Genomic DNA, 26,258 nt, shown 5'->3' with positions numbered 1-26,258 from the left:
ATGCTCCTCAATGTTCGTAGAGTTCACAAAAAGGGGGATCCTAAAAATATATTTACAATATATAAAAACCACACCAGTATATTGATAACCGAGTTACTTCAGATGGACAAATCGTGAAATCACATAGCGCTTCAAAGGCCAAAACATATATTAAATCATAAAAAAAGAGAGCTTAGAGGCAAAATGCCATTTCAAGCTCTGTAAATTTTGTTATTTTATTAAAGCTCCAACAACCATTGACGGTGATTGCTAATGAAAACGCAAATTATAGTTACTTGTCGTTCAACTACATTTTCTCTACTTATATTATACCGCTAATTTCCAGGTAATTATAGACTACTATTTTTATACTTGCTGCTCTATACTATTTTATACAAATCAAAAAAGAGAGGTGTATTAAAATGAATGACAAAAAAGATGTCTTAGATCATGGACCTTTCTTTCATGGTACGAAAGCAGAACTAAAAATTGGAGATCTATTAGTACCACAACACTTATCAAATTACCAAAACAAAAAAGCGAACCATATTTATTTCACTGCTACATTAAATGCCGCTAAATGGGGGGCTGAATTAGCAATATCTACATCAAAAGAAAGAATATACATTGTAAAGCCGTTAGGTGAATTTGAAAATGATCCAAACGTAACTGACAAAAAGTTTCCCGGAAACCCTACACGTTCTTATAGATCGAAATCGCCCTTAAAAATAGTAGCTGAATTAAGTTCATGGGAAAGACATTCCGATGAAGAAATAAATCATATGCTTGCATCTATAAAAAGGTTACATGAACAAGGGAAATTTGTCATATATGATTAATCTTCTAAATCTCTCAAATCATAAATTGAAAGAAAAACTAGGTATCTCAATACTAGCGATGCCTGGTTTTGAACAAAAAGTTCTATTGTGTATCTAAACTTGCAGCCTCTCTTATTGCATGCAGATAAGCTCCGAGTTTCTGGAAGGCAGTTATTATGAATAACTATCTTCCTTCTTGCTGTAAATTTCATAAGCAAAATATCCTAATAACATACCTATTCCAGGTCCCCAAGTAATTGCAGAAAGAAAGGAAAAGGTGCTAAATATGCTGAGAAGTATAGCAACAGCCAAACCAAACATCATTCCGAATGGTATTAAGCTATCTAATATAGTTTGAGCACTTCTTGTTTTTTTCTTACCTAGAGTTCCTTGCTTAGACTTATGTTTCATTCTTAGAATTACAAATACTCCAATCCCACCCACTATTGCAACTGGCAGTATAATATGCGCAATTTCCAAAGATAAATCCATATTATAAAACCTACTTTCTTTCGCTTTTAAGTTGATTAATTTTCAACATAATTTATTCGGTTAAACTGTCCAAATTCTATTGCTAATTATTTCAAATAAATCTGCATAACTCAGTCTTTTCTTCAAAAAGATAGAAGCTCACCTTGTTAAAGATAAGCTAAAGAAGACTTTAAAGAATAGCAGCAAAAAGTCTTTGATATCCAAAAGGTAAAACTACTGCTACGAAAGTACCTATAGAAATTGATATCGCCATAATAAGACTATATTTTCGTTTTGATATCTCATTTCTATTTAAGGCTATATTTAAAGCCTTAATTATCGATTGAACAGTTATGTATATGATCACTGCCGAAAAGAAACTCATCAAAAAAACTTCCATACTTCTCCTCCTTTCCAATTATCGATCAGAAGAAAAATCCCCAATAACTTCCTTGCTGTTTTTATCATATTATCCTCGATACATACATTCCCAAAAAATGTTTCAACTTCAGCTGTTATCTTGAATTCAAGTCTTCAAGAATCACTGATCTTAACTTGAATACCTTCTTTAATCCAACTTCAATATTAACATAAATAACCAATTAAAAACTTCTTTCAATTCACTCCCAAATCCGCACTCGTATCAGGTATGCACTTTTGCTTGGAGGTTTTTCAACCTGTGAATTGAAAAGTGAATTAGACTTCGAGACCCTAAAAAAACGTTAGCAGACCAAAAAAGCCACACCTGAAGTGCAGGAGTGGCTTTAGGTTTGATTACATAAATTTTTTGGTGAGTGAATCTCTCAAAACTCATTAATACATAGCAGGGTTTCCTACTATTCCATTTTCTCTGAGAGCTCAGACCAACGTTCAATTTTTTCTTCTAATTCCAACGTAAGAGCCTGTTCTTCTTTATAAAGCTCATCTACTTTTGCAAAATCACTTCCTGATTCTGCTATTTCAACTTTAACGTCTTCAATGCGCTGTTCAATTTTCTCAATAGTGTCCTGAATCGTTTCCCATTCTTTCTTTTCTTTGTAAGAGAGTTTCACTTGCTTTGGTTTCTCGATTGCATCATCTGTTTTTGGAGTTGATTGCTTTTTCTCCATAGCTTCAAGCTCTTTTTCTTTTTTCAATACATCAAGATAATCGGAATAGGAACCATAATAGTGGTCAATCTTTCCGTCACCATCGAAAACGAAAAGCTGCTCTGCCATCTTATCCAAGAAATAACGATCGTGGGAAACGGTAATAACAGCTCCAGGGAATTCGGCAAGATAATCTTCTAACACAGCAAGTGTCTGAACGTCTAAATCATTCGTAGGCTCATCTAGGAAAAGAACGTTAGGCTCTTCCATTAAGATACGAAGCAAATATAATCTTCTTTTCTCTCCACCAGATAATCGGGATATGTATGTCCATTGCATATCAGGTGAGAATAGAAAGCGCTCAAGCATTTGAGATGCTGATACGGTTCCGCCCTTACGGAGGCGAACTTCCTCTCCACCTTCACGAATGTATTCAATTACTCTAAGCGATTCATCTAACCCCTCATTTTGTTGAGTGTAGAAACCTGGTTTAACTGTTACACCAATATCAACGTGACCTGAATCAGGAGCGATTCGACCAGCAAGCATATTAAGTAGCGTCGTTTTGCCAGAACCATTCGGTCCAATAATGCCAATTCGGTCTTGTGGGAGAACAAGATAGTTAAATTGGTCTGTTAACGTTCGACCATTGATCACTTTTGATATATCCGTAGCTTCAATTACTTTCTTACCTAGACGGCTCGCACCTAATGCCATATCGACATTTCCTTCTGTCGTTCGTCCTGGTTCTTCCTTCATTTTCTCGATTCTTTGCTTACGTGCTTTTTGTTTTGTGGTTCTAGCTTTCGCTCCCTTTTTTAACCACTCTAGCTCACTTTTTAGTAATTTATTATGTTTATCTTCTTCTTTCGCCTCACGTTCTTCACGCAGCGCTTTCTGTTCAAGAAATGTAGCGTAATTCCCTTCATATTCAAACAATCGTCCTTTATCCAGTTCAAAAATGCGGTTTGTTACACGATTAAGAAAATACCGGTCATGCGTAACAAGCAATAGAGTTCCAGAGTAATTGGCCAGGTATTGTTCTAACCATTCAACAGTTGCATTATCGATATGGTTAGTAGGCTCATCGAGAATCAATAAGTCTGCTGGATTTATAAATGCTTTCGCTAGCGCAACACGTTTTTGTTGACCACCTGATAATTCATTCACCATTGCGTCAAACTGAGTAAGCCCGAGCTTTGTTAGAATCGTTTTAGCTTGGGTACTAAAATCCCACGCTTGAAGATGATCCATTTCTTCCTGTGCCTGAATGAGCTTCTCTTGTGTCGCTTCTTTCTCAGGAAAGTTCATTACGTTCTGCAGCGCTTCTTCATATTTTCTTACCGTATTAAATAATGGTACATCACTATCAAAAACCGTCTCAAGGATTGTTTTTTTCTCAACAAATACCGGGTCCTGAGGCAAGTACTCTACATGGAAATGATTCGCATGGTGCAGTGTACCGCTATCCATCGACTCGATGCCCGCAAGAATTTTAAGCAAAGAGGATTTCCCTGTGCCGTTTACTCCAATTAAACCGATTCTCTGCTTTTCTTCGAGTGAAAAAGATATCCCATCAAATAGTGTTTTCTCTCCATATGATTTGGTGATTAATTCAGCCTGTAATAAGCTCATGATACTCATCCTTTTCTCTCTTTAGTCTGCTTCCTATTTTAACTGTTTTAGAGAAAGAAGGGAACTGATCTACTAATAAGATAAAGAAAAGAAGCTCCGCTAAGAGCTCCTTTTTATTAAGCGTTCTTTTTTTGTTGCTTATTTTTCTTATGCTTTTTATTGTTATTTTGTTCAGCTGCTAGCTCGCTTGCAAATTCGGTATCATGCTTATGAGTTTGTTTTGGGTTTTTCATGAACTCACCTCCCTACTCTTTAAGGTGAGCTATTTCTAAAATTCTATACTAATACGGTAATTGAAATTTAATTATGTTTTTTTGAAAAGAGCTGATCTACATCAGCCCTGCTCCTCCTCTTTCATAATGTTTTCAATCGGTTCTCGTTTATTAAATCCACCTAGATCTGAATGATAAAAGGATACTTCCTCTTCTCCGTCTTTCCAGCACAGTAACACTTCTTTTCCATTGATTATTGCAGGAAAATCAATTAATCCTTCATCTACATTCTTGATTTCTACTCCAAGAGTCATGATATTGTTAATAAACGTTTGTGCTTCTAACTCCATAAATTCCATCCGTGCCTCTTTTTTAAAAAGGATATCTTCGTCAACTTTTGTTTTGTGACGATAAAGAAGCGTTTTCTTATGCTGTTCAATCTGATCGTAATGTTCGCTAAATTGAATTTTCAGGCGCTTAAGTCCGGCAAGCTCTCTCCTTAACACTGGCAACAAACGATTCGCTTCTTCTAAAGTAAAATGCTTTTTTTCCATGTTTCTCCTCCTGGTTCGTCTTTACTACTACTTCTTTACCCTTACCCACTTTCTTTAACCATTATTCGACGAATTTTTACAATCGGAACAATCCTCTTCAAAGAGGGTTGAAATTCGGATATGATAGAGGATGTAAGGGGAACCATTTCATAAAGGAGGAATTTCTTTGGCTAAAGTTACTGTACCAGATTACGGAACGTTTGAAGTAGAAGAAGGAACTAAGTTAGCACTTGCTCTTGAAGATAACGGGGTACATGTTCTTCATCGCTGCGGGGGGAACGCAAAATGCACCACCTGCCGTGTAGAAGTGGTGGATGGAGAATTTGGAGAACTAACTGAAATTGAAGAGGAAGCGTTTAAGAAAAAAGGCGTGGAAGAAAAACTCCGCCTCTCCTGTCAGGTTCGTGTTAACGGCAACTGCGAAGTGAAGCCTGCGATGACTGTTGAAAGCTCTGGCCTTGATGCTGGACCTAGACCTGCTGAATAAGCAAAAACAAAGACGAGCTTACCTAGCTCGTCTTTATTAAAATAGTGTTGTCAGTGACTGATAATTTAGCTTATCTTCCTGAAGCTTTGCTAAACTATTCTCAAGATGGTTTGTAATAACGTTATGAAGACTTTCCTCATCGTTCGCCTCTAGTAGTTGAATCACTTTATTATGTTCGACAGTATCATTCTCATCATTACCACTAAAAACATCATACAGCACCATATAAATGGTGATTTGATTTAAAATTTGCTCCATAAAATCAATCAAATAACGATTTCCACTCGCTTTAGCCATCACAAGGTGAAACGCCTTATTTTGTTCATGATATAAGAGAATGTTCCCTTCTTTAAACGCCTTTCCCATCTCCTCAGTCTGATATTTTAACCGCTCGATATCAGAAGCTTCCATTTTTGCGTACCCTTCACGGATCGCCATGTCCTCTAAAACTTTTCTCAATTCAAAAGCCTGAATCATTTCATCAATCGTCGGTTGAACGATAAATGCTCCTTTATTCGGAACGACAGTCACAAGACCCTCTGCTTCCAGTTTCGTAATAGCACTTCGAATCGGCGTCCTACTAGCATTGACTTTAGCAGCAATAGCATTTTCAAACAGCTGATTCCCAGGAGCGATTTGTCTCGTTAATATCGCATTTTTTATTAGTTGATACACTTTTTGTTCAACTGTTTCTTTACGCATGTCTTAAGACCCGCCCATACTCTATTTTCCATTATTTTAACATAAAAAAAAGGAAGTCGCATTTCTTTCGAACAATATTGTTGAACAATCTTGTCCAGTTTCAACCACTATGATATATTATCCTACGTATTGAGGAACAGGACGGAGTGATGACATGAACAATACTGGAAAAGAAATAACGTTAATTATTATCGGATCGTTATTCTTTGCGCTTGGTGTGAACTGGTTTGCAATTCCAAACGAACTAGGTGAAGGCGGCGTAACTGGCATATCGATGACGCTTTATTATATTCTTGATTGGTCACCAGGGATTACAAACTTTGTTATGAACGCTGTGCTTTTAGCCATTGGATATAAGGTACTGAATAAACGAGTAACCTGGTATACGATGCTTGCGATCTTCTTTAGCTCATTATTTATACAATTAACTGAAGGAATGGGTCAGCCGCTTGATATTATGCTCGGAACCGTCTTTGCAGGTGTTTTCATCGGGATTGGTCTCGGTCTCGTTCTCCGCTCAGGTGGTACTACTGGTGGATCTACAATTGTTGCCCGTATGCTTAACCAAAGCTTTGGGTGGAGCGTAAGTACATCGATGTTTGTTTTTGATATTCTCGTTGTACTCGGCTCTTCCGTCGTCATCGGGATCGAAAATACGATGTATACCGGAATTTCCATCTATATTAGCACAAAAATATTGGACTATTTAATTGACGGATTTGATACGCGTAAAGCCGTAACGATTATTTCTCAAAGTACTGTTGCCATTGCAGAGAAAGTAAGTGAAGAAATGGACCGAGGCGTAACGGTTATTAATGCTCGCGGACATTATTCAAATGAATCAAAAGACATCTTATACGTTGTCATTAATAAACAGGAGCTTTTCCTTCTTAAAAAGATGATTCAAAAAGTCGATGATAAAGCTTTTGTCGTTGTGCATGACGTGAGAGATGTTTTTGGAGAAGGATTTACATTTCCTAAAACATAAAAGCAAAAATCCCCCTAGTGAAACGCATTTCACCGGGGGATTTTTTTAGTTGCGATCGTAAACGACAAAATCGAAAGCGTGTTTATTTCTCTCATCACGTGAATGTTTTTCGCGCGAAGTTTCTTTCCAATCATCTTGAGAGAAATCGGGAAAATAAGTATCTCCATCAAACGATTCATGAATCTCAGTAATGTACAGGCGATCAGCATGCGGAAGCAGCTGACGATAGATTTCAGCGCCACCTATAACGAACCAATCTTTTTCCTCACGCTTTGAAAGTTCCAGAAACTCCTCTACAGAATGCAGTACAGTAACCTTTTCATATTCCAGGTCTTTTCTAGTAATTAGATAATTATCACGGCCGGGTAACGCTTTGCCAATTGATTCGAATGTTTTTCTTCCCATAACGATCGATTTTCCAGTCGTCATGCGTTTAAAATAAGCGAGATCAGCTGGCAAATGCCAAGGCAGATCATTGTCTTTCCCAATTAACTGCTTTTCATCCATTGCTAGAAGAAATGATATCATACCGACACCTCTCCTTTAATATGTGGATGAGGATTGTAATCCGTTAACTCAAAATCATCAAATGAGAAATCAAAAATTGATTTCACGTCTGGATTAATTTTCATTTTTGGAAGGTCTCTAGGTTCACGAGTGAGCTGAAGGTTGACCTGCTCAATATGATTGTTATAAATATGCGCATCACCTAGCGTATGAATAAATTCACCTGGCTCTAAATCACACACCTGCGCCATCATCATCGTGAGAAGCGCGTAGGATGCGATATTGAAAGGCACCCCAAGGAACACATCAGCAGAACGTTGATAAAGCTGACAAGAAAGCTTACCATCAGCAACGTAAAACTGGAAAAGACAGTGACATGGAGGTAAAGCCATATTATCGACTTCTGAAGGGTTCCATGCTGTTACAATCATTCTTCTTGAATTCGGGTTAGTTTTAATTTGCTCAACTACTTTTGCAATTTGATCAACGGTTGATCCGTCCGCGCCCGTCCACGAGCGCCATTGATGACCATAAACTGGACCAAGCTCACCATCTTCATCAGCCCATTCATTCCAGATGCGCACACCATTATCCTGAAGATACTTTACATTGGTGTCTCCATTTAAAAACCAAAGAAGCTCATGAATAATTGATCTTAAGTGAAGTTTTTTGGTAGTTAAAGCTGGAAAACCTTCTTGTAAATCAAACCTCATTTGATGTCCAAATACACTGACCGTCCCCGTGCCTGTCCGATCAGATTTCTTAGTTCCGTTATGTAAAATTTCTTCGCATAGCTGCAAATAAGTCTTCATCGTACTCCTCCTTCAATTCTCTAATGACCATTGTAACATGAAGAAAGATGAGAAGTAACTTGCGAATTGTATGTAAAAAACAGCCAAAAAGCACATTTTCCTTGGGCAAACATACTGTATAACAGAAATGTTGGAAAGGATGAAATAACCATGGCGAAAGGCGATAAATTGCCCAAACTGTTTCAAGACCCTGCTATTCAAAATTGGATGAACACCTTTGATGATTTCTTTAAAGAGCCATTTGCGAATCTTCTACCAGCTCAGTCGTTTCGGGTTGATCTTTATGAAACGGAGGATGCATTTATTGTTGAAGCAGAGTTACCTGGTATCACAAAGGAGCAAATTAAAGTGGAACCACTTGGAGATGGTCTTCGGATTTCCATTGAATCTAAAGAATTTCATGAGTCACGAAACGATAAACAAAAATATTACAAACAAGAACGGTCCTATTCAAGTACTAGTCGCACCATTAAGCTTCCCTTTCACTTTTCCATGAAAAATGTGAAAGGAAAATACGAAAATGGTGTTCTAGAAATTAAAATACCCAAATCTGATCGCATACGTACCGATTCGAATTATATTAACATCGACTAAAAAAGCGCAGGGCCAAGGCCTGCGCTTTTTCTTCTTACATACTCCAGTCTATAAAGGCGTTTCCTTCAAGGAACCGCTCACAATCCATAGCCGCCATACACCCTGTGCCTGCTGCTGTGATCGCTTGACGGTAAGTGAAATCCTGTACATCTCCACATGCAAATACACCAGGGACATTCGTTTTTGTCGTTCCTGGTTCTACTTGAACGTAACCTTTATCATCCATATTAATTTTACCCGCGAGAAAATCAGTGTTTGGACGATGGCCAATCGCAACAAATATGCCATCTGTCTTAACGAACTCCTCTTCTCCCGTATCACTATTCTTTACTTTAATACCGCTCACTTTATTGTTTTCTGCTACAACCTCTAGCGGGGAAGCATTCAGCTTCCAGCTAATTTTATCATTAGAGCGAGCACGCTCCTGCATAATTTTTGATGCGCGAAGTTCTTTCCTCCTGTGAAGAACAGTAACTTCTGAAGCGAATTTCGTTAAGAAAGTCGCTTCTTCCATAGCTGAGTCTCCTCCACCAATCACAACGATTTTTTTACCACGGAAGAAAAAGCCGTCACACGTTGCACATGTACTCACACCTCGACCCATATTCTCTGATTCTCCTGGTATACCTAGAAGCTTTGCTGAAGCACCAGTCGAAATCAAAACAGACTCCGCCATAATATCCCCGAGAGTATCTGTTTTTAATTTAAAGGGACGCTCATTAAAATCAATATCCTTCACCCATCCTCGCTCAATTGTAGCGCCGAACCTAAGCGCCTGCTTCTTCATATTTTCCATCAATTCTGGACCGAGAACGCCATCTGGAAAACCGGGAAAGTTCTCAACATCTGTTGTTAACGTAAGCTGACCACCAGGTTCCGGTCCCTCAATGACGAGCGGCTCCATATTAGCCCTCGCAAGATAAATGGCTGCTGTTAAACCCGCTGGTCCTGTTCCTACAATAACTGCTTTATGCATAATGACCCTCCTCTATCGACTTCATTATGTTATTTTTCCTAATTATATAGAAATAAACCCTTCTCTTACAAATTATATGGGTATCCATCAATTTGTTTCTTGATCTTATGCAAATGGTTGTTCATTTTCACACCTTCTTGATAGAATAGAAACAGTCTTGTAATAGTAAGGAAAACCCGAGGTGAATAAAAGATGAATCCAATAGTTGAATTCTGCATGAGCAATCTTTCGAGCGGTTCACATAAAGCAATGGAAAAACTAGAAAAAGATACAGATCTTGATGTGCTCGAATATTCTTGTCTTGGTCACTGCACACTTTGTAGCCAGGATATTTACTGTCTCGTTAACGGCGAGCGCGTTACTGCCGAAACGCCCGATGAGCTAGTTGATAACGTCTACCAGTTCATCGAAGAAAATCCGATGTTTTAACCGAATTTGGATATACTAATAAGTGAATCCAATTAGAGGAGGAGCTTACATGAAAAATCGAAACGCGTATGATCCGAAAGCCGGTGTGCAAGGTGAAAAAGAAGGCGAAGACGCTCTTCTTATGAATAAAAAAAGAGGCCCGCAAAATGCGCGCCCTAAAAAAAAGTAAAAGCCGCTTTATGCGGCTTTTTATTATGCTATGCGAAACCGAAAAGTAAACCAGAAGTCTTCATTGAGTGAGGTGCCGGTAGCAATAATATGCTGCTCTCCTTCATCATCAAGCGTAATCCAGCTATGATGCTCATCTTTATAAACTGGATAGAAATGACCTTCCTTAAATAATTTACGATTCAATACACTTTCTGAGCCGGTTAAAGGCTCTTCTTCGAAAACATCTCTAATACATTGTACAAGTTCCATCTATGTTGTGATCCTCCCTTAATCTCCAACCAAAAACACCCCGCGCACCTCTCTTACGAGAGCCACTTAGGCGGAGTGTTTTTATCCCAATAAATCTTACCTACTTCATAATGTTCTTCAAAATCATCATTCGCTGCATGGTAATGAAAATTAAACCAATAGCCATCTTGTGGGGGATGATCTCTTCTCACATGAAAACGCAATAAGTCTTCCCCACTCTGTTCATTATATACATGAAGAATACGTTCTCCGTATCCACCAGAAGGGTTGTCCGTCAAACGAAGTGACCTTAATGTATCCTCATCCAGATTTTGCACTGAGGTAGCGATCGCTTCTGTCATTTTAGGTACAATTGCATCTCGATACTCGTTACCGACTCGAGTTGAGATCGTTTCACCGAATTTTGTTAGCCCGAGTTGCTCGGATTGATTGCTTGCATAGCTTACAAAATGCGTCAGGAGTTCAGAAGAAGAAGCGTCCTGAGCTATGATGGGCCAATCATACTGATCAACAAGAGGCTCTATCGCCTTATCAGGCTCGTCCCTCGGCTCAATAAGAAGATGGTTTTCTTCTTGATAATTTTCTGATGACTCTGTTTTGTCATCTGCTAGATATCCAGTAGGAACCACAGTTCCAAGTGTAATAACAGCAACAAATGCTACAAATAACTTTCTCATCCAAAGAGGGAATTTCATTATGTGCACCTGACTTTCGAAGATCAATAGTTAGTATTATTCTCGCATGATCTTCTCAAAAAAGCCAGAAGTTTAGACGATTTTTCATTAATTTTCATTTGGCTATGGTAACGAAGCTTTTCATTCAAAAAGGCTCTTTTTTAAAAGATTGTTGCTTTCGAAACAATTGTTGAATTAAACACTAAACTTCGCTGATTGGAGCGGAAGGATGCTAACCGCCTGCCCCGCGAAAAACGAGCATCCCTGAGCGAAAATTCACCCACTATAGCAACAATGTCTACGAAAGAGCCTTTAAAAAAGAGCGCTTCATGTAAGCGCTCCATCTATTAACAAGTAAACATATCAATTCTTCTCAAACTTATGCCTGTATACACCCACCTTCTACCGGTCCAGCGAAACCCTGAAACAGAAGTACGCCCTACATAAACTGGCCAAAACCAAAATGAATTGCCGCCTCTCATCCAAATATAAGTAAACCGATACATACACCTTCTAATGGATCCCGGATCTACAGCAAATGTTCCAGCTTGTGCTGACTGTGGTCTAGGAGGCGGTGATGCTGGTGGGCTCGATGTTGGAGCTACGGGTTGCTGACGGTAGGCATCTGTGTTGTCATAATGATAAGCAATGTGCTCATGTTCTTCATAATACATTCGGTCCATCCCCTCTCTTATACAGTCACTGTATGCTGTATTCTGATAAGACGTACCGAATTGAAAACAACAAAAAAAGCATCTCTTTGAGTATGCTTGAGTCAAAAAGTCTATGGAAATTTAGTTGGTGACCCGTACGGGAATCGAACCCGTGATACCGCCGTGAAAGGGCGGTGTCTTAACCGCTTGACCAACGGGCCAAAAAAATGGAGCGGGTGATGGGGATCGAACCCACGACATCAGCTTGGAAGGCTGAGGTTTTACCACTAAACTACACCCGCAAAGATGGAGGAGGAAGAGGGATTCGAACCCCCGCGGGCGACTAAGCCCCTGTCGGTTTTCAAGACCGATCCCTTCAGCCAGACTTGGGTATTCCTCCAAAAACATGAAAATATATATGGTGGAGCCTAGCGGGATCGAACCGCTGACCTCCTGCGTGCAAGGCAGGCGCTCTCCCAGCTGAGCTAAGGCCCCAATATGGTGCGCCCGAGAGAAGTCGAATCCCTAACCTTCTGATCCGTAGTCAGACGCTCTATCCAATTGAGCTACGGGCGCATATTCTATGGTGCGGGTGAAGGGACTTGAACCCCCACGTCGTAAGACACTAGATCCTAAGTCTAGCGCGTCTGCCAATTCCGCCACACCCGCATGTGTGGTGCCGGCCAGAGGACTTGAACCCCCAACCTACTGATTACAAGTCAGTTGCTCTACCAATTGAGCTAGGCCGGCATAATTTAATGAAAGTCATCAAAAATAAATGGTGGAGGATGACGGGCTCGAACCGCCGACCCTCTGCTTGTAAGGCAGATGCTCTCCCAGCTGAGCTAATCCTCCATTAAACAGCGACTTCATTATTATACAATAACTTCTTTTGCCTCGTCAACACTTTTTTTAATGTGTTTTTTCAAGGACAAGACCTATCTTATCACCGACCCCAAAAAAACACAACCCTTTTTCACAAAAAAATTATTCCCCATAGTTAAGCACTCCATTTTTGACATAGAAAAAAAGCAGGGAGCGCTCTCCCCTGCTTATACTGGCGTTTGAATAAGTGGTTTTTTCTTTTTATTTTGGCGGAGTATTGGTCTTTTTTTAGTCACCATTTCAGAATCGTATTTTCGGTACTCTTTCATGTCGGTTGATTCCCGCAAAAGCTGATCTTCAACATAGTGACGCTTTCTTTTCAAAAAAACCCCTCCTCATAAGTAATAATTCTCAATACCCTATTTTTCTGTTGTTAAACCCGAATCTTTTTCACCATCGATCTATCGGCAAAAGTTACAGGTAACACATAATTTATTCACTTAGAGCGCAATTATGCTTCATCCAGATTAAATTGGTAATAATTTTCCTGATCTTCTCCTGACCTCTCAACAAAAGTAACTTCTCCATTTTGTGAAACCATAATAACAGTTTGCGCCCTCGTTCCGTAATGATCCGACTTAATAAAAACGGGTGAAAGCATCCTTTCCCATTCAATCGGCACGCCTGTCTGTGGTAATAAATAATCAGGTGCAGGCTCAGCATGAGAAAGCATTTCAAAAAGACGATTTTGATCGAGGTTCTTTTCTGCACTTAAATAGTGTTTCAATTCTTCTTTAAGCTGCTCAACCTTTGGCCAGCTCGTATTCAGTAAGTGATTACTTACAGCGTGAACACCGTTCTCTAGTTTTGAAATTTGATCCTGCCGGTTTGAATAATAATAAAGGCTCTTAAAATCTCCTATGATTAAATTAAATCCATTGTACTGATCTTTCTTTTGTCGAACCATTTCTAGGTATGATAATGGGGATTGATGATCACGTAAGTAATCGGCCGTTAGATCACCCCTTGATAGACTTTTAGGCTGCTCATTCCCTTCTCGATAATTCGTAAGGGCTGCAATTCTTCCGTTTGTTGTAACCCCTAGCCATGTTCCCATAGCCTTTAAATCACGCCCCGCAAGTAGTTCTGGTACATCTTCCCAATAGTTGGCAGGTTTTGTTGGACGCTCGTAGAATTCATCTCGGTTGGCTACGAGTATAAATGGGTATGTAGGATGAACATTTTGAGCTACAGCAATTAAGCACATCTTAACGCGCCTCCTCTCTCGTTTCACTGTAAGAAAAAACGCAGCGTTAGCCGCTGCGTTACGATTGGATCATACGAACTTCTTCTTCACATGCAGAAGAACAATAATGGTTATACTCCTCTTTGCAAGAATCACAGACGATGTGAAGCTTGTCACACTGTACATTAGCACAATTGATATAAGTATCTGCTGGCTCCTCACAATGGTAGCATTTCCCTACAACTGTATCTTCATCGGTACGGTTTACATTAACAGCAAGACGATCATCAAATACAAAGCACTTGCCATCAAAATATTTCCCCTGTACCTCCGGGTCTTTACCATACGTTACAATTCCTCCATGAAGCTGTGAAACGTCGGAAAAACCTTTTTTCATTAAGTAACCAGAAAATTTCTCACAGCGAATTCCACCTGTACAATAAGTTAGTACTTTCTTATCTTTTTGGTCCGAAAGATTTTGTTCAATCCAGTCTGGAAGATCACGAAAAGCCTTTATATCAGGACGAATTGCATTGCGAAAATGACCAATATCGTACTCATAATCATTTCTTGCATCGATAACAATTACATCATCATCTTCTAATGCTTCCATAAATTCCTTTGGCTCAAGATAATTCCCGGTTATTTCTTTCGGGTTTACATCTTCCTCAAGCTTTAGTGAAACAATTTCTTCGCGCGGACGTACGTGCATCTTTTTAAAGGCATGACCTTCTGCTTCATCAATTTTGAAAGCCATATCACGAAAGCGTTCATCTGCTTTTAGTTCGTCCATGTAGCGCTCAGTATCCTCAACGGTTCCTGAAACCGTTCCATTAATGCCCTCTTTGCCTACAAGGACTCGACCTTTTAAATTGAGTGATTGACAATACTTAAGATGCTTTCGAGCAAAATAATCCGGATCTTCTATTTCTACATATTGATAATATAACAGCACTTGATATGCTGAAGCTTCTGATTGCAAATCAAAAACCACCCTTTACGTCTTCTTCAATCAAGCTCTAAACCAAGAGCCTAAATCAATACTATATCTTACCGGATTCGAAGTCTGATGTAAAGAAGATTACCTTGATGGGAAGTAGTCGTCTTTAAGCTTTTCGATTTCGATAAGAGATGCTTCGGCCCATCTTCCGCCTTCGTGCTTGAGCTCTGCGGATTGTGTTTCAAGCGCTTCCTTCAGTGAATCGTTATAATCAGGAACATTTCCTTCGTAATGGTTAATGGCTGACATTGGAACGAGCGCTTTCTCGAATTGTGCTAACGCTTTTCGCTGGTGAAAAAGAGGAACATCGAGCTGTTTGGGATTATGAAGGTCTCCCTGAGTTGGATGCTTGATGACAGCAAGAACCTTAATCACAGCTTTGGGGGACTTCATATCGACGACTTCTCCAATATATCTCCCCGTTTTATAACCTGCCGTTACTATTTCTCCTGGCTGAAACGTTTTTTTCTCTGACATAGTCGCTTCACTCCTTCATCTAACTGTGTGTACACGTCGATGATATCATAAAATCCTCCTTTATCAGGAGGATTTTATCTTGTGAAGACATGTTTTCCAATCTCTTTGATGATATGCCTTGTACGAATCCAATCGTCTGTTGCAATATCAGGATTGTAATAAAACAAAGCTCCTGAGCTTGGGTCTCTACCACTAAGGGCCGCATAGACAGCCTTATATGATTCTGCTCCTGGCTTTTGATCATATTGACCGTCAGATACTGCAGTATAAGCACCACTTTCAAAAATCACTTCTTTAATGCTATTTGGAAATCTTGCAGAAAGTGTTCGATTGACTGTTACAGCAGCTACCGCTACTTTCCCTTCAAACGATTCACCTCTTGCTTCTCCATTAACCAATTTGGCCAACATTTCAATTTCTTCTACAGAATAGTTCGATACAGTAAATTGATCCTTTGTTACTCTCTTAACATCATTCATATTTTTAACAGGAAGGTTAAGCAATAAGGCAACCTCCTGTTTCGTTTCTGGTTCAGATAAAGTTTCGTTTAATACAACTTCTTCATTAACCTCATTCTCAATCTTAGGCTTTACTTTCATCAATGACACGGCCGCTACCTGATGAGTTTGTGCAGAAAACAGAGCAAAAAAGAGACTCATCATCATCATAGCAATGATCGTTTTGTTCATATATCTCATCCTTTCAGTAGCTTTTTGCCACGCCATAAAGGATAGAGGAAGGACAGGTCCCTTTCAATAGGGAGTCACAGGGATGTCTTCCACATATGAGAACAAAAAGAAACTCCTTCCAAAAGGGAAGGAGTAAGATAATTAGTCTTGAAATTGCTTCATTGCAAGAACTTGTAACGATAATTCATCACTCGGAGGATTGTGAAGCCCCGCTCTAACGTCTCGATAAAGTCGTTCCAGATGATTCTTCTTCATTAAGCTTCGTGCTCCTACAATACGCATTGAAAGATCAACAACTTCCAGTGCAGCGTTCATTGCTTGCGTTTTGGCAGCGAAAAGCTGTCCCTGCATGTTCATCCGCTCTTCTGGGTAACGATCCCACTGCTCTGCAACCGAATATAGAAAATGACGTGCTGCCATTAATGAAAGTCCGATTCGTCCAAATTTATCTTGAATGTGCGGTACATCTTTTAGTGGCACATCAAGTGTGTTCGGTTGGTAAGAAGACACAAATTGAACTGCCTCTTCCCGTGCTGCCTCTGCTATTCCCATGTATACAGCGGGAATATGGAGCAACCAGGCCGGAGGTAATGAAGCTGTTTTCCGATTTTTATCATAAGTTTCAAGGAGCGCATTAGAAGGAACAAATACGTCAGTCAATACAAGGTCATCACTACGGGTACCTCTCATGCCTAGCACATCCCAAGTCCCTTCAAGTTCTACACCTTCTTGACTCATGGACACTAAGAAATCTGTAGGGACACCTTCGCACGTTGCTTTGACAATCACTTGATTAAGGTGAGGACTTAATGTTGTAAATGTTTTTCGACCAGTTATTTTATATCCTCCTTCGACCGCAGTCGCGATCGTAGCAGGCATACCACCTCGAGTTGGGTCACCTGTCTCCTCTTCTGTTTGAGCTCGATTTATGAGCGTACCATCCACAACATGACGACAAAGCCTTTCATAAGTTGAAGCATTCCATGGCCTACGATCGCTTAAATCTTTTAGTACTCCCAGATGCCAGCCGAGTGATAGCGCACCAGACCCTTCTCCTTTACCAAGCTCTTCCTGAACAAGGACAAGCTCATAAAGAGAAAGACCACCACCTCCAAATTCTTCAGGGATCGTAAGTGAAGTAAAGCCTGATTCTTTCATACTTGCTATAATGGAATCAGGAATATACGCTTCCTGATCAATATGTGTGGCACTCTCCTTAAGTTCTGCTCGATGTTTATTAGCTAATTCGAGCAGCTTATGATCACGCTCATTTCGAACAAATTTATCAATCATTCTAAGACACCCTCTTTCACCAAAGTCATTAATCTATCATCAAGATGATGGAATATTCAGAAGTTCATCAATACTTTCCTGTTCAAATCCAATAATGACTTCGCCGTCGATGACAATCGTTGGGGTAGACATAGAACCGTGATCATGAATCAATTCATTGCGCGCAGCAACGTTTTCTTTTATGTTTAGTAGCTCATATTTCACTTCATGCATTTGAAAATAATTTTTCACAAACTCACATGGTGGACATGCCGGTTGTGTATACAATTTGACTTTTTTCATTTTGTTCACTTCCTATCACTAATTTACAAGTAATTCCGTTTAAAACATACCACCCTACTTTGCATCTTTCAACTATTTCAGTTAGGTGAGTTTGCTCGATTCACTCAAAGGGAATTGTTTTGCTGAAGGTGTTTTGAAACTTTTCACGAAATCTAATCGTATAGAATGATAGAAGAATAATTTAACGAATTCATTCAATTGAAGGAGTGACATATATGAGTAATCAACCTGAGAAAATCAACTCACAACGTGAAAAGGCTGAAGAGATCATTCAAAGCTTTTATCATGAAGACGATACAGATAAGATTCTCCAGTCATTATCAGGGCTTGGTGAAGATGCCCAGCGCAACGCTGGGGAATCCCTTGAAGCATTGAAGCGTCCTGTAAAGGGAATGATTGACCAACCGAATAACGACTTACCTGATAACTTACACAAACTCAGAGAGCATGTCTCAGACTTAGAGCCCTCTTATTTGCAAAAGAGTAAATTCAATAAACTGCTAAATCGAGTAATGGGGCGAAACGAAGTCGAGCAATATGCGAAGAAATACAAAACGGTCGAATCCCAAGTAGAAGTTATTGTTGAATCACTTTTAACTGGTAAAGATAAGCTACAAGAAGATAATGTTATGTTAAAAGAACTAAAGGATGTAGCAAAAGACCGCATTGTCGGACTGGAAGATCAGATGGAGCTAGGTCAGACGCTTATGACGATGCTTGAGGAGGAAGCCGCTAAAGACGAATGGAAAGAGAACCCTCTTCCCCTACAAAAGGCTCAACAAAAAGTCGTTAGCCGAGTGAAAAATATGTCACAGGCTGTCATGGTCTTAAGACAATCCATGGCATCGGTTGATTTGATCATGGAAAACAACGAAAAGCTAGAAGAAGCTATTTTTAATGCAGTGACGATGACCAAAAACATCATTACCGTAACAGCTTCCATTCAGCTGGCTCTCGGAAACCAACAAAAAGTGATTTCAGCTGTACAAAATGTGAACCAGGCAACCGAATCGATGCTTCTGAAAAACGCTGAGATGCTGAAACAAAATACAGAAGAAACGGTTAAAACACTTGAAAAGCCAGCGATTGCGATTGAATCCTTCCGCAAAGCTTATCAAGATGTGTTTGAAGCCATTGATTTAACAGAAAAATCAAACGTACGTATTATCGATAGTGGGAAGAAGTTTATAACAGAAATGGATCAATTAAATAAAGAAATGAAATCCAAATTAGATAGCTCAACAGAGAGGCAGAAACAGCTCTCTGAGGCAGCCGATCGACTTTGACGATAGGAGGTAATGGCATGGGGCTTTTCGATTCTTCTGAACCCCAGTGGCTTGAAAAGCTTTTACCACCGCAATTTAAAACGGTGGAAGCATCACTTCTTCAGGATGCGAGCACCACAAGCTTCCTTTCATATGCTGAACAATTGTTAGATGAATTTATAGATAAACTCGATCCTTCGGAGAATAAGCCACAAAAATGGAAGCGTACTGAGAGAGGTTTTACGATTTATTTAAAAATCAGGCGAAATCTCATCCTTTTCTCTGGATATGATAGTCAAAAAAACAGAACGTCAACTCCTAAGAAGTTTTTTATCCAATGGGAACGACAAATCATTGAGAAAAAAGACGCAGGTAAATGTAAACAAGGTACCATTCTCATTAATGATCGTGGTCGAATCATCAAACGCAGTATAAAACGATCACCATTTTTCACAGGAATTTTTCAACGAATGAAGCTTTTAGATTTAGCGTTACTAGGATCCATTGCTTCCCAATCAGAAACAGAGGAAATTGATCCCCTCTTGAAGGAACAGATTAATCGGCTTGAACGAATTTCGACACATTCGTTAATCAACGGGGTTATTCATTCTAGAACAGTTAGACTCATTCAATTATTCAAGCAAATCTCACCCAAACTTGAACCGCTTGACCTTGAAGAACGTCATATTGTGAAAAGAATGCTTTCAACTGAACTGCCAGATTTACTTACAGGATATATCGCACTTTCACAAGAAAACAAAGAATTACGCCATCGCGATTTGTTTCAAGCTCTTTGTCAGATGGAGTTAGCGCTTCATGAATACATGGAGAAAATTGAAAAGCACCGTCTCTCCAAGGTAGATCACCTTCTTAAAGTAAACAAAATAAGATATGACAAATAAAAGCTAGCTGTCAAATGGACAGCTAGCTTTTTCGATTATACTTCTTGCCCGATATGCTCCTGCATGAGTTTTTGCAAACGCTCATCGACTTCTTCTTGAGTTAATCCGTGCTCTGCTACGTAACGATTACGTGGCGATGTGCGACACTCATGTGAACAGCCTCGTAAATATTTATGCTCGTTCTCCTCAGATGTAATAATTTGCTTATTACATTCAGGCCTTGCACAATTAACATAGCGTTCACAAGGTTCACCCGTAAAGTAATCTTTACCGACCACAGTGTGGTCTTTTTGATTAATCGGAACAGTTATTCGGCCATCAAACACATAGCACTGTCCATCCCATAGTTCACCTTTCGTCTCTTCATCCTGACCATAAGTAACAATTCCACCATCAAGCTGGTTAACATCTTCAAAACCTTGTTTAACCATCCAGCCAGTGAACTTTTCACAGCGAATCCCGCCTGTGCAGTAGGTTAGGATTTTCTTATCTTTTTGGTCTGCAAGGTTTTCTTGAACCCACTCAGGAAGATCTCGGAAATTCTTAATATCTGGTCGAATGGCACCACGGAAATGACCGACATCATACTCGTAATCATTTCGGGTATCAAGAATAATCACATCATCCTGTTGCATCGCTTCGCGCCACTCTGCTGGCTTCAAGTGCTTTCCGCCAACTTCATTCGGATTATGATCATCATCAAGTCTAAGTGTCACTAGCTCTGATCTAAAGCGAACATGCATTTTTTTAAATGGATGTTCAGTCGCTTCATCAATTTTAAAGAACAAATCAGCAAAGCGCTCATCCGCATGCATCATATCCATATATTGCTGCGTTTCTTCTACTGTTCCAGAAAGAGTGCCATTAATGCCCTCTTCCGCAATTAGAATTCTTCCCTTCAGGTTGTGCTCCTTACAGAAGGCAAGATGCTCTTCTACATATTCTTCCGGTTGATCAATTTGTACATATTTATAAAACAATAATACGCGATAGTCTTTATTCATACTTCTATCTCCTTTATTTCACTGTTACCGTGTGGCCAGTCACTCTTCCGTTCCAAAATATTATTATAATAAAATTCTCAAGAAATGCAAAGAGTGTGCTTTCCATTTTCATATAAGTTCCGTTAGCTCCTTCGATAGATTGACCATTTTCTCCTAAGATGAGCATGCCCAAAAAACACGACGTTGTTAGCATACTACAGTAAAAAGTTTATGACAGTGAAAAACCTCACACTTTTTTAATAGCTGGTTCTACAACTACATTAACATTTCCTTTAATCGCTCTTGTAATCATACATCCCTCTTCTGCACGATGAGCAATGGAATGAATACGCTCTGTCATTTCTTCATCCGGCTCTTCCGCAAGATAGATGACTGGGTAATGGTGAATTGACTCTACGTGCAGCTTTCCGTCACCACTTACTTTAAGCTTAGAGGAAATTTTAACATCTTCGAAAGGAATGTGATTACGCTCCAAATAAAGTCCAATGGTCATGAAATAACAAGCGGCTGATGAACTTAACAGTAACTCATCAGGATTTGTTCCTTTCTCTCCGCCGCCCATCGACGTAGGGATCGATACTTCTGTTGTTAGGTTTTCAGTCTGAATCTTACCTTCGCCAGAAAGTCCACCCTTCCAGCTTCCTTGTAGTTCAAATATGTGATCCATTCTCAATTCCCTCCCATTAAGTAGAGACAAAACTCCACTCGAGTGAGTGGAGTTTGTCTTTAACAATATTGTTCAAAAGCTCCTGTCAAATTCGCAACGATTTCTTCCACTTCATGATCTTCAATTTCTTCTCTAGGAATGAAATGAAGCACCTGGCCGTCTTTTAAGAGAGCGATAGAAGGTGATGACGGCTCATATCCTTCCAAATATTCACGCATTTTACCTGTTGCTTCACGATCTTGTCCTGCAAAAACCGTCACAAGATGCTCAGGTTTTTTGTCATGTTCAATCGCTTCGCGAGCAGCTGGTCGAGCAAGACCTGCTGCACATCCGCAAACAGAATTAATGAAAACAAGTGATGTTCCCTTTTTTTCTGTAATAAAGCCGGATACTTCTTCCTCAGTCGTTAACTCTTCAAAACCAGCTGATGTTAACTCATCTCGCATCGGCTGTGCCATCTGGCGCATATATTCTTCGTATGGATTCATATCCTATACCTCCGTTAATTCGATTTTCTTGCTTGAGTCATTTGATGCCAGACAGAGCCTTTAGCTTCTTCTCCGCCTTTTATCCGTTCTAATGCCATACCCGCCTGCATCTTCACTTCAAATTCTGGATCGTCCATTGCTTGCTCAAGTGCTGGAATCGCCGTTTCATCGCCAACTTCATATAGAAACATAGCGGCCCTCCAACGAACAAGCTTATTTCGATCTTGCAACGATTCTATCATTTCAGGAATGGCTTCAACATGACCTAAATCTGACATGCAGTCGCCGGCTGTCCGCCTAACCGTAACAGATTTATCACGCAAAGCTTTATAAAGAAGCGGAAGAACATCCTTTGATTCAATCATACCAAGGTAAACAACCGCCAGGCGGCGTACAGAAGCTTTTTCATCGTGTAGCGCCTTCTCCAGTACCGGCAAATCATTCATTTCTGGATCCATGCGATCAAGTGCTGCGTATCTTACTTTCCAATCTGAGTCATCTAGCATTTCTAGTGTAACGACCTTTTTCTCTTGCTTTGGAGAAGCATTTTGATCTGAGAATGCTGCAGTAACAAGATCCGAAAGACGCTCTTCACTATACGTCGCCGCTATTTCTTCGGTAACTTCTTGTCCAACTTCTTCAGGTGATCCGTACCGTGGACTTTGTTCTTTCCATTCACGTTCCATCACCATGTTTTCAGAAGCTGAAGAGGCTTTCATAGCAGCTTCCATAAATCGGTCAGGCAAACCAAAACGATGCTCAGTCTCACCTTCTACAAGCTTCACCTGCATTGGAATACCGCGAAACATTTGAATAAACACATTCACTTCTCCAAAGTCTTCTATCGACGACTGATTTGTCGCGACGGTTTCTTCATTAATCTCTCCGAATGCCTCACGAGCTTTTGGAAGGATCTCTTCCCATGAATATTTGGCATTCCGTTCTAGCGCTATAAAATCCATCACATGATAAAGACCTTTCACACCGGGAACGGCCATTAATTTTTGAATATAATCTGGAGCATTAGATATGTCAGTATCAAGCTTATACTGCCTTGTGTCTCCAGGTTCTAGCTCTTCACTTAAGTTAATTTTCATCGAATTTGGACTTGGTGTCGGTTCGATTGAAACAATCTTCATGCAATCGCCCCCTTCTAATCGTGATTTTATCATATGTAACAGCGCTGTACCATTACATTGAATTAAGGATCTAACTTCACTACAGAAACATTTTCTCTGTATTCTTTATAAAATGAAAGCACCTCATCCACATACTCATCACTCTGATTATAAGCGAATAAGGCACTCTTCAGTCTCCCCTCACTTGCACCATTAGCAGATAAGTAGCTAGCGGCAGTATAAGCAGCATCCGTCAGATTATATGGATCTGCCTTACCGTCTCCATTTCCGTCTTTCCCATACCCACCGTACTTTTGAATAAGATCTAAATTTGTAATATCAACTAGATCATCCTTATCCAGTTCTCCAAGACGACTACCCCCATAGCTCCAACCAATCCAGGTTAACGGCATAAACTGGTAATGGCCGATGGCACCCTTAGGGCTTTCTAATGTTGACATCGTCGAGAATTTTGTTTCAACGCGATGTACGCTGCTAAAAGCTCCCATTGAACGTCGTATTCTTCACCAGCTTCTCTGTAAAGGTCGATATATTCCTCTGGAACTTCAGATTTTTTCAGCGGTTGGGAAAAAGAATCTGGTGTTTTCTGAAGAAATACACCTATTAACACACTAATAAAGATTGTTATGATAATTAAGCTTCCTAATCGCTTCACTTCCGTTCTTCCTTCCTACCGTCTTTCCTCTGGATCTATGAATTCCTCACTAGGAAGATGGATCCATTTACTTAAATATCCGTGATCATATAACGCTTTAATGAGAATGAGCAAAATCGGTGATAATACGACTCCTGCAATTCCAAATAGTGAAAGAGAAATAATCATAAATGAAAGAATTGTAAACGCAGATACACCTAGTGAATCTCCCGTAATTTTCGGCTCCATGATTTGTCTCACTAGCATAACCACCCCAAGTAGAATCAATAGGGATACTGCGAGAGAGGTTTGTCCTACCGCAAGAAGATAGATTGCCCATGGTATGAAGATCGCCGAAACGCCAAGAAGCGGAAGAAGATCGAAAAAAGCAGATAAAAGCGCGAGTGTGAATGCATTATCCACTCTTAATATCCATAGCCCGCATAGAACGAGTACAAATGTGATCGTAATAAGCTTTAGCTGCGCTTTTAAATACGCTCCGATTCCGCTTAATACATTTTCCTTCAGGAAGAAATAAGCCGTCTTAAATGTATTTGGTGTTCGCTTCGCCGCAATTCGCTTCCACATTTCAATCTCAATACTTAAAAAATACGCGAGAACAATTCCAATAATGAAATTAATCACAAGCGTTGGAATGGACGTCACAAAAGCAAACACGCTATTTAATAAAGTCGTCAACATAATGGATGCTTTCTCAACGAGCGTTAGTGAAAAATCTTGCGCCTTCTCTAGTACATCTGGAGGTAAGGCGTTTAACTGGAGCTGCCCCCAATGCACATAGTTCATAATTTGATCCTGGAATTTCGCAACGTATCCAGGAATAAGGCTGATTAAGTTTTGCAATTGAAGAACAAAAATCGCGCCTGCTAGAAAGACTACGCTCACCACGATTAATACAAAAACAAGCGTGGAAATAGTAGTTGCAGCTGTTTTGCCTATTCCCTTCCGATTTAGAAACCGAGCGAAAGGTTCGATAACTAGAAAAATAATGTACCCTACGATAATCGGTGCCGCAATTTCAAATAAGAAACTTGAGACAAGCATAATTAAAAAAACCGTTAACACGATAAGTCCAATATCAAAAGCTGTTCGCGCATAACGCCGATAAAAAGTTAGCATCCTGTCACCTCAATTTAGTAATCTTTCGTAAGCATATCGGTTTTGAGAAGAAATTTCCATAAGAAAAAGAAGGGAAACCCCTTCTTTTAATATTAAACTTGTATGGAATCTATTGGTCGTTCAGCCGGACGCCCAAAATAATAGCCTTGTCCAAGCGGTATTCCCATTTGCCTACAAAAATCAGCTTCTTCTTTACGTTCAATTCCTTCCGCGAGTAACGTAATCCCCTCTTCCTTTGATAGATAAATCATTTCGATCAGTTTCTCTTGTTTTTCAGAATCTTGATCGCAATGAGAAATAACACTGCGGTCAATCTTCGCATAGTCGGGCTTCAACTGAAGGAGCATTTCTTTCGTAGCGTATCCAGTGCCTACATCATCTAGCGCCATTTTCATTCCTTCTTGCTGATATGAGCGAAAGATTTGTTTTAAATGATCTACTTCGTCAATCTTTTCAGTTTCTACTACTTCAAATACTAAATCTCTTGGATCGAGATTGTACGCTTCAACAGTTTGGAAAGTTGTTCGTAAGCAATGAGCTGGATCATAAATCGAAGAAGGGAGAAAATTAATGAAGCGTTTAATGCCTTTTGAAAGATGCGACGCACTAATTTTAATAGAAGCAATTCTTGCAGTGCTGTCAAGAAAGGCTTGAAGACCAGATTGTCTAGCCATATCGAATAATTCATTTGGATAAAAAGGATAGCGCTCATTAGTCGGCCGCATCAAGAATTCATACCCTGTAATATCATTATTATCAAGTGTGATGATGGGCTGCATATGGCTAGTAAAGAGAGAATTTCTCATAACCTCTATAAAATCTGGATGTTTGAGCCTTGAATAAAATTGAGGAAATGAAAGAACTGAGCTCCTCTTTATTCCATCCACTGTTCCCGTTCCACAAAAAAACATTTGTTTTGCCGCATCATTAAAATGAGAACTGATGCGATGACAAATTTCAAGCAGGGATTCCGAATTTTGATAGGAGACTGTAAGAGAATTCAAAGATTCACTATGGAACATCAATTCATTTAAACTTCGTTGAAGTTGCGGCACAGCTGTAACGATTTCTAAGTAACCAGAAGAAGGGATATCTGGAATCACGTTGCATTTTGAGCATGTAAACATAAGGCTCTTTCTCCTATCTAAGTCATAATCTGTCTATGTAATAGCTGGTAAGAATCATCGTGAATTCACACGTTTTGTCTC

33 protein-coding genes and 8 tRNA genes are annotated in these 26,258 nt (G+C 39.6%); 7 read left to right on the top strand and 34 right to left on the bottom strand.

The features are described 5' to 3' along the window. The first annotated feature begins 401 nt into the window (after positions 1-401). Entirely contained in the window at positions 402-818 is a 417-nt protein-coding gene (gene arr, locus AC0VYV_RS10955; protein ID WP_475374833.1) for an NAD(+)--rifampin ADP-ribosyltransferase, read from the top strand. Positions 819-971: 153 nt separating this feature from the next. Here the strand turns inward: arr and AC0VYV_RS10950 are convergent, their stop codons facing one another. From AC0VYV_RS10950 to AC0VYV_RS10935, 4 genes are all read right to left on the bottom strand, one after another. Further along, complete coding sequence (locus AC0VYV_RS10950; protein ID WP_475374832.1) at positions 972-1,289, bottom strand: hypothetical protein; 318 nt, start codon at positions 1,287-1,289, stop codon at positions 972-974. Between the two features lie 169 nt (positions 1,290-1,458). Then, positions 1,459-1,668, bottom strand: coding sequence for a hypothetical protein (locus AC0VYV_RS10945; protein ID WP_475368974.1), 210 nt, complete (start codon positions 1,666-1,668; stop codon positions 1,459-1,461). Positions 1,669-2,104: 436 nt separating this feature from the next. Further along, positions 2,105-3,991 carry an ABC-F family ATP-binding cassette domain-containing protein gene (locus AC0VYV_RS10940; RefSeq protein ID WP_475374831.1) on the bottom strand — a complete coding sequence of 629 codons (1,887 nt, stop codon included), beginning with the start codon at positions 3,989-3,991 and terminating at the stop codon, positions 2,105-2,107. A gap of 334 nt (positions 3,992-4,325) precedes the next feature. Beyond that, the gene (locus tag AC0VYV_RS10935) at positions 4,326-4,757 is read right to left on the bottom strand and encodes a DUF2203 domain-containing protein (protein ID WP_194221584.1); all 432 of its coding nucleotides are present in this window, start codon (positions 4,755-4,757) and stop codon (positions 4,326-4,328) included. Positions 4,758-4,923: 166 nt separating this feature from the next. Here AC0VYV_RS10935 and AC0VYV_RS10930 point away from each other — a divergent pair, with 166 nt between their 5' ends. Next, complete coding sequence (locus AC0VYV_RS10930) at positions 4,924-5,244, top strand: 2Fe-2S iron-sulfur cluster-binding protein (protein ID WP_475367349.1); 321 nt, start codon at positions 4,924-4,926, stop codon at positions 5,242-5,244. A 36-nt stretch (positions 5,245-5,280) separates the two neighbouring features. On the opposite strand, the gene AC0VYV_RS10925 is transcribed toward AC0VYV_RS10930, so the two are convergent. Next, a complete protein-coding gene (locus tag AC0VYV_RS10925; RefSeq protein ID WP_475374830.1) occupies positions 5,281-5,946 on the bottom strand; it encodes a GntR family transcriptional regulator in 666 nt (221 codons plus the stop codon). 154 nt (positions 5,947-6,100) lie between these two features. On the opposite strand from AC0VYV_RS10925, the gene AC0VYV_RS10920 reads away from it, so the two are divergent. Next, positions 6,101-6,934, top strand: coding sequence for a YitT family protein (locus AC0VYV_RS10920; RefSeq protein ID WP_194221581.1), 834 nt, complete (start codon positions 6,101-6,103; stop codon positions 6,932-6,934). Between the two features lie 45 nt (positions 6,935-6,979). Here the strand turns inward: AC0VYV_RS10920 and AC0VYV_RS10915 are convergent, their stop codons facing one another. Beyond that, positions 6,980-7,462, bottom strand: coding sequence for a dihydrofolate reductase (locus AC0VYV_RS10915; protein ID WP_475367347.1), 483 nt, complete (start codon positions 7,460-7,462; stop codon positions 6,980-6,982). Further along, positions 7,459-8,253: a thymidylate synthase gene (locus tag AC0VYV_RS10910; protein ID WP_475367346.1), complete on the bottom strand. Its 795-nt coding sequence runs from the start codon at positions 8,251-8,253 to the stop codon at positions 7,459-7,461. The genes AC0VYV_RS10915 and AC0VYV_RS10910 overlap by 4 nt, the downstream gene beginning before the upstream one ends. A 150-nt stretch (positions 8,254-8,403) precedes the next feature. On the opposite strand from AC0VYV_RS10910, the gene AC0VYV_RS10905 reads away from it, so the two are divergent. After that, positions 8,404-8,847, top strand: a complete 444-nt coding sequence (locus AC0VYV_RS10905) for an Hsp20/alpha crystallin family protein (RefSeq protein WP_194221578.1) — start codon at positions 8,404-8,406, stop codon at positions 8,845-8,847. A gap of 34 nt (positions 8,848-8,881) precedes the next feature. On the opposite strand, the gene trxB is transcribed toward AC0VYV_RS10905, so the two are convergent. Beyond that, positions 8,882-9,823: a thioredoxin-disulfide reductase gene (gene trxB, locus AC0VYV_RS10900; RefSeq protein ID WP_430246303.1), complete on the bottom strand. Its 942-nt coding sequence runs from the start codon at positions 9,821-9,823 to the stop codon at positions 8,882-8,884. A 192-nt stretch (positions 9,824-10,015) separates the two neighbouring features. On the opposite strand from trxB, the gene AC0VYV_RS10895 reads away from it, so the two are divergent. Further along, on the top strand, positions 10,016-10,252 hold the full coding sequence (locus tag AC0VYV_RS10895; RefSeq protein ID WP_226613011.1) for a YuzB family protein: 237 nt from the start codon (positions 10,016-10,018) through the stop codon (positions 10,250-10,252). A gap of 192 nt (positions 10,253-10,444) precedes the next feature. Here the strand turns inward: AC0VYV_RS10895 and AC0VYV_RS10890 are convergent, their stop codons facing one another. The 18 genes from AC0VYV_RS10890 to AC0VYV_RS10805 all read right to left on the bottom strand — a co-directional run bounded on the left by AC0VYV_RS10890 (position 10,445) and on the right by AC0VYV_RS10805 (position 17,811). Continuing rightward, positions 10,445-10,672: a hypothetical protein gene (locus tag AC0VYV_RS10890; protein ID WP_430246299.1), complete on the bottom strand. Its 228-nt coding sequence runs from the start codon at positions 10,670-10,672 to the stop codon at positions 10,445-10,447. 53 nt (positions 10,673-10,725) lie between these two features. Next, positions 10,726-11,367: a YpjP family protein gene (locus AC0VYV_RS10885; RefSeq protein ID WP_475373745.1), complete on the bottom strand. Its 642-nt coding sequence runs from the start codon at positions 11,365-11,367 to the stop codon at positions 10,726-10,728. 326 nt (positions 11,368-11,693) lie between these two features. Continuing rightward, positions 11,694-12,020 (bottom strand): transporter, encoded by a 327-nt coding sequence (locus AC0VYV_RS10880; protein ID WP_194221573.1) that lies wholly within the window; start codon positions 12,018-12,020, stop codon positions 11,694-11,696. A gap of 125 nt (positions 12,021-12,145) precedes the next feature. Further along, positions 12,146-12,220, bottom strand: a tRNA-Glu gene (locus AC0VYV_RS10875). A 7-nt stretch (positions 12,221-12,227) separates the two neighbouring features. Next, a tRNA-Gly gene (locus AC0VYV_RS10870) sits at positions 12,228-12,301 on the bottom strand. Positions 12,302-12,306: 5 nt separating this feature from the next. Further along, positions 12,307-12,399 (bottom strand) — tRNA-Ser (locus AC0VYV_RS10865). A 19-nt stretch (positions 12,400-12,418) separates the two neighbouring features. Next, a tRNA-Ala gene (locus AC0VYV_RS10860) sits at positions 12,419-12,494 on the bottom strand. A 4-nt stretch (positions 12,495-12,498) separates the two neighbouring features. Next, positions 12,499-12,575: transfer RNA gene (locus tag AC0VYV_RS10855), tRNA-Arg, on the bottom strand. A gap of 8 nt (positions 12,576-12,583) precedes the next feature. After that, a tRNA-Leu gene (locus tag AC0VYV_RS10850) sits at positions 12,584-12,668 on the bottom strand. A 5-nt stretch (positions 12,669-12,673) separates the two neighbouring features. Further along, positions 12,674-12,749, bottom strand: a tRNA-Thr gene (locus tag AC0VYV_RS10845). A 29-nt stretch (positions 12,750-12,778) separates the two neighbouring features. Then, positions 12,779-12,854: transfer RNA gene (locus tag AC0VYV_RS10840), tRNA-Val, on the bottom strand. A 197-nt stretch (positions 12,855-13,051) separates the two neighbouring features. Then, a complete protein-coding gene (locus tag AC0VYV_RS10835) occupies positions 13,052-13,207 on the bottom strand; it encodes a hypothetical protein (RefSeq protein ID WP_194221572.1) in 156 nt (51 codons plus the stop codon). Between the two features lie 128 nt (positions 13,208-13,335). Then, complete coding sequence (locus tag AC0VYV_RS10830; protein WP_475374829.1) at positions 13,336-14,091, bottom strand: NRDE family protein; 756 nt, start codon at positions 14,089-14,091, stop codon at positions 13,336-13,338. 58 nt (positions 14,092-14,149) lie between these two features. Then, complete coding sequence (trhO, locus tag AC0VYV_RS10825; RefSeq protein ID WP_475367344.1) at positions 14,150-15,052, bottom strand: oxygen-dependent tRNA uridine(34) hydroxylase TrhO; 903 nt, start codon at positions 15,050-15,052, stop codon at positions 14,150-14,152. Positions 15,053-15,151: 99 nt separating this feature from the next. After that, positions 15,152-15,547, bottom strand: coding sequence for a kinase-associated lipoprotein KapB (kapB, locus tag AC0VYV_RS10820; RefSeq protein WP_194221569.1), 396 nt, complete (start codon positions 15,545-15,547; stop codon positions 15,152-15,154). Positions 15,548-15,621: 74 nt separating this feature from the next. Further along, entirely contained in the window at positions 15,622-16,236 is a 615-nt protein-coding gene (locus tag AC0VYV_RS10815; protein WP_475374828.1) for a cell wall hydrolase, read from the bottom strand. A gap of 141 nt (positions 16,237-16,377) precedes the next feature. Further along, positions 16,378-17,529 (bottom strand): acyl-CoA dehydrogenase family protein, encoded by a 1,152-nt coding sequence (locus AC0VYV_RS10810; RefSeq protein WP_430246285.1) that lies wholly within the window; start codon positions 17,527-17,529, stop codon positions 16,378-16,380. A gap of 39 nt (positions 17,530-17,568) precedes the next feature. Next, on the bottom strand, positions 17,569-17,811 hold the full coding sequence (locus AC0VYV_RS10805; protein ID WP_475374827.1) for a glutaredoxin domain-containing protein: 243 nt from the start codon (positions 17,809-17,811) through the stop codon (positions 17,569-17,571). Positions 17,812-18,026: 215 nt separating this feature from the next. On the opposite strand from AC0VYV_RS10805, the gene AC0VYV_RS10800 reads away from it, so the two are divergent. After that, entirely contained in the window at positions 18,027-19,097 is a 1,071-nt protein-coding gene (locus tag AC0VYV_RS10800) for a toxic anion resistance protein (protein ID WP_430246280.1), read from the top strand. Between the two features lie 17 nt (positions 19,098-19,114). Continuing rightward, on the top strand, positions 19,115-19,978 hold the full coding sequence (locus tag AC0VYV_RS10795; RefSeq protein WP_475374826.1) for a hypothetical protein: 864 nt from the start codon (positions 19,115-19,117) through the stop codon (positions 19,976-19,978). A 35-nt stretch (positions 19,979-20,013) separates the two neighbouring features. Here the strand turns inward: AC0VYV_RS10795 and trhO (AC0VYV_RS10790) are convergent, their stop codons facing one another. The 8 genes from trhO (AC0VYV_RS10790) to AC0VYV_RS10755 all read right to left on the bottom strand — a co-directional run bounded on the left by trhO (AC0VYV_RS10790) (position 20,014) and on the right by AC0VYV_RS10755 (position 26,177). After that, positions 20,014-20,982, bottom strand: coding sequence for an oxygen-dependent tRNA uridine(34) hydroxylase TrhO (trhO, locus tag AC0VYV_RS10790; RefSeq protein ID WP_194221563.1), 969 nt, complete (start codon positions 20,980-20,982; stop codon positions 20,014-20,016). A gap of 226 nt (positions 20,983-21,208) precedes the next feature. Beyond that, on the bottom strand, positions 21,209-21,649 hold the full coding sequence (locus tag AC0VYV_RS10785; RefSeq protein WP_430246276.1) for an OsmC family protein: 441 nt from the start codon (positions 21,647-21,649) through the stop codon (positions 21,209-21,211). Between the two features lie 59 nt (positions 21,650-21,708). Further along, on the bottom strand, positions 21,709-22,137 hold the full coding sequence (locus AC0VYV_RS10780) for a BrxA/BrxB family bacilliredoxin (protein WP_475368968.1): 429 nt from the start codon (positions 22,135-22,137) through the stop codon (positions 21,709-21,711). 14 nt (positions 22,138-22,151) lie between these two features. Further along, the gene (locus AC0VYV_RS10775; RefSeq protein WP_475374825.1) at positions 22,152-23,276 is read right to left on the bottom strand and encodes a conserved virulence factor C family protein; all 1,125 of its coding nucleotides are present in this window, start codon (positions 23,274-23,276) and stop codon (positions 22,152-22,154) included. Positions 23,277-23,338: 62 nt separating this feature from the next. Further along, positions 23,339-23,716, bottom strand: a complete 378-nt coding sequence (locus tag AC0VYV_RS10770; RefSeq protein WP_475374824.1) for a lysozyme family protein — start codon at positions 23,714-23,716, stop codon at positions 23,339-23,341. Next, positions 23,704-23,931 carry a hypothetical protein gene (locus AC0VYV_RS10765; RefSeq protein ID WP_475374823.1) on the bottom strand — a complete coding sequence of 76 codons (228 nt, stop codon included), beginning with the start codon at positions 23,929-23,931 and terminating at the stop codon, positions 23,704-23,706. The genes AC0VYV_RS10770 and AC0VYV_RS10765 overlap by 13 nt, the downstream gene beginning before the upstream one ends. A 15-nt stretch (positions 23,932-23,946) precedes the next feature. After that, positions 23,947-25,050: a sporulation integral membrane protein YtvI gene (gene ytvI / locus AC0VYV_RS10760; protein ID WP_194221558.1), complete on the bottom strand. Its 1,104-nt coding sequence runs from the start codon at positions 25,048-25,050 to the stop codon at positions 23,947-23,949. 92 nt (positions 25,051-25,142) lie between these two features. Beyond that, positions 25,143-26,177 (bottom strand): EAL domain-containing protein, encoded by a 1,035-nt coding sequence (locus tag AC0VYV_RS10755; RefSeq protein ID WP_475374822.1) that lies wholly within the window; start codon positions 26,175-26,177, stop codon positions 25,143-25,145. Positions 26,178-26,258: the final 81 nt, after the last annotated feature.

The organism is Anaerobacillus sp. QJM3NY_17 (assembly GCF_056173665.1).
The sequence above is the reverse complement of the archived record's forward strand: the minus strand, read 5'-3'. Positions and strand labels throughout refer to the sequence as shown.

Bases quoted from the DNA above. Each gene is read 5' to 3' on its own strand.
- AC0VYV_RS10810 (WP_430246285.1), bottom strand. From the start codon at position 17,529: ATGATTGATAAATTTGTTCGAAATGAGCGTGATCATAAGCTGCTCGAA.
- ytvI (WP_194221558.1), bottom strand. From the start codon at position 25,050: ATGCTAACTTTTTATCGGCGTTATGCGCGAACAGCTTTTGATATTGGA.
- AC0VYV_RS10830 (WP_475374829.1), bottom strand. From the start codon at position 14,091: ATGTGCTTAATTGCTGTAGCTCAAAATGTTCATCCTACATACCCATTT.
- AC0VYV_RS10755 (WP_475374822.1), bottom strand. From the start codon at position 26,177: ATGTTTACATGCTCAAAATGCAACGTGATTCCAGATATCCCTTCTTCT.
- AC0VYV_RS10770 (WP_475374824.1), bottom strand. From the start codon at position 23,716: ATGTCAACATTAGAAAGCCCTAAGGGTGCCATCGGCCATTACCAGTTT.
- kapB (WP_194221569.1), bottom strand. From the start codon at position 15,547: ATGTCAGAGAAAAAAACGTTTCAGCCAGGAGAAATAGTAACGGCAGGT.
- AC0VYV_RS10925 (WP_475374830.1), bottom strand. From the start codon at position 5,946: ATGCGTAAAGAAACAGTTGAACAAAAAGTGTATCAACTAATAAAAAAT.
- AC0VYV_RS10935 (WP_194221584.1), bottom strand. From the start codon at position 4,757: ATGGAAAAAAAGCATTTTACTTTAGAAGAAGCGAATCGTTTGTTGCCA.
- AC0VYV_RS10915 (WP_475367347.1), bottom strand. From the start codon at position 7,462: ATGATATCATTTCTTCTAGCAATGGATGAAAAGCAGTTAATTGGGAAA.
- AC0VYV_RS10940 (WP_475374831.1), bottom strand. From the start codon at position 3,991: ATGAGCTTATTACAGGCTGAATTAATCACCAAATCATATGGAGAGAAA.
- AC0VYV_RS10815 (WP_475374828.1), bottom strand. From the start codon at position 16,236: ATGAACAAAACGATCATTGCTATGATGATGATGAGTCTCTTTTTTGCT.
- AC0VYV_RS10880 (WP_194221573.1), bottom strand. From the start codon at position 12,020: ATGTATTATGAAGAACATGAGCACATTGCTTATCATTATGACAACACA.
- AC0VYV_RS10910 (WP_475367346.1), bottom strand. From the start codon at position 8,253: ATGAAGACTTATTTGCAGCTATGCGAAGAAATTTTACATAACGGAACT.
- AC0VYV_RS10895 (WP_226613011.1), top strand. From the start codon at position 10,016: ATGAATCCAATAGTTGAATTCTGCATGAGCAATCTTTCGAGCGGTTCA.
- AC0VYV_RS10945 (WP_475368974.1), bottom strand. From the start codon at position 1,668: ATGGAAGTTTTTTTGATGAGTTTCTTTTCGGCAGTGATCATATACATA.
- AC0VYV_RS10805 (WP_475374827.1), bottom strand. From the start codon at position 17,811: ATGAAAAAAGTCAAATTGTATACACAACCGGCATGTCCACCATGTGAG.
- AC0VYV_RS10800 (WP_430246280.1), top strand. From the start codon at position 18,027: ATGAGTAATCAACCTGAGAAAATCAACTCACAACGTGAAAAGGCTGAA.
- AC0VYV_RS10780 (WP_475368968.1), bottom strand. From the start codon at position 22,137: ATGAATCCATACGAAGAATATATGCGCCAGATGGCACAGCCGATGCGA.
- AC0VYV_RS10795 (WP_475374826.1), top strand. From the start codon at position 19,115: ATGGGGCTTTTCGATTCTTCTGAACCCCAGTGGCTTGAAAAGCTTTTA.
- AC0VYV_RS10785 (WP_430246276.1), bottom strand. From the start codon at position 21,649: ATGGATCACATATTTGAACTACAAGGAAGCTGGAAGGGTGGACTTTCT.
- AC0VYV_RS10950 (WP_475374832.1), bottom strand. From the start codon at position 1,289: ATGGATTTATCTTTGGAAATTGCGCATATTATACTGCCAGTTGCAATA.
- trhO (WP_194221563.1), bottom strand. From the start codon at position 20,982: ATGAATAAAGACTATCGCGTATTATTGTTTTATAAATATGTACAAATT.
- trxB (WP_430246303.1), bottom strand. From the start codon at position 9,823: ATGCATAAAGCAGTTATTGTAGGAACAGGACCAGCGGGTTTAACAGCA.
- AC0VYV_RS10890 (WP_430246299.1), bottom strand. From the start codon at position 10,672: ATGGAACTTGTACAATGTATTAGAGATGTTTTCGAAGAAGAGCCTTTA.
- AC0VYV_RS10905 (WP_194221578.1), top strand. From the start codon at position 8,404: ATGGCGAAAGGCGATAAATTGCCCAAACTGTTTCAAGACCCTGCTATT.
- AC0VYV_RS10885 (WP_475373745.1), bottom strand. From the start codon at position 11,367: ATGAAATTCCCTCTTTGGATGAGAAAGTTATTTGTAGCATTTGTTGCT.
- AC0VYV_RS10775 (WP_475374825.1), bottom strand. From the start codon at position 23,276: ATGAAGATTGTTTCAATCGAACCGACACCAAGTCCAAATTCGATGAAA.
- arr (WP_475374833.1), top strand. From the start codon at position 402: ATGAATGACAAAAAAGATGTCTTAGATCATGGACCTTTCTTTCATGGT.
- AC0VYV_RS10920 (WP_194221581.1), top strand. From the start codon at position 6,101: ATGAACAATACTGGAAAAGAAATAACGTTAATTATTATCGGATCGTTA.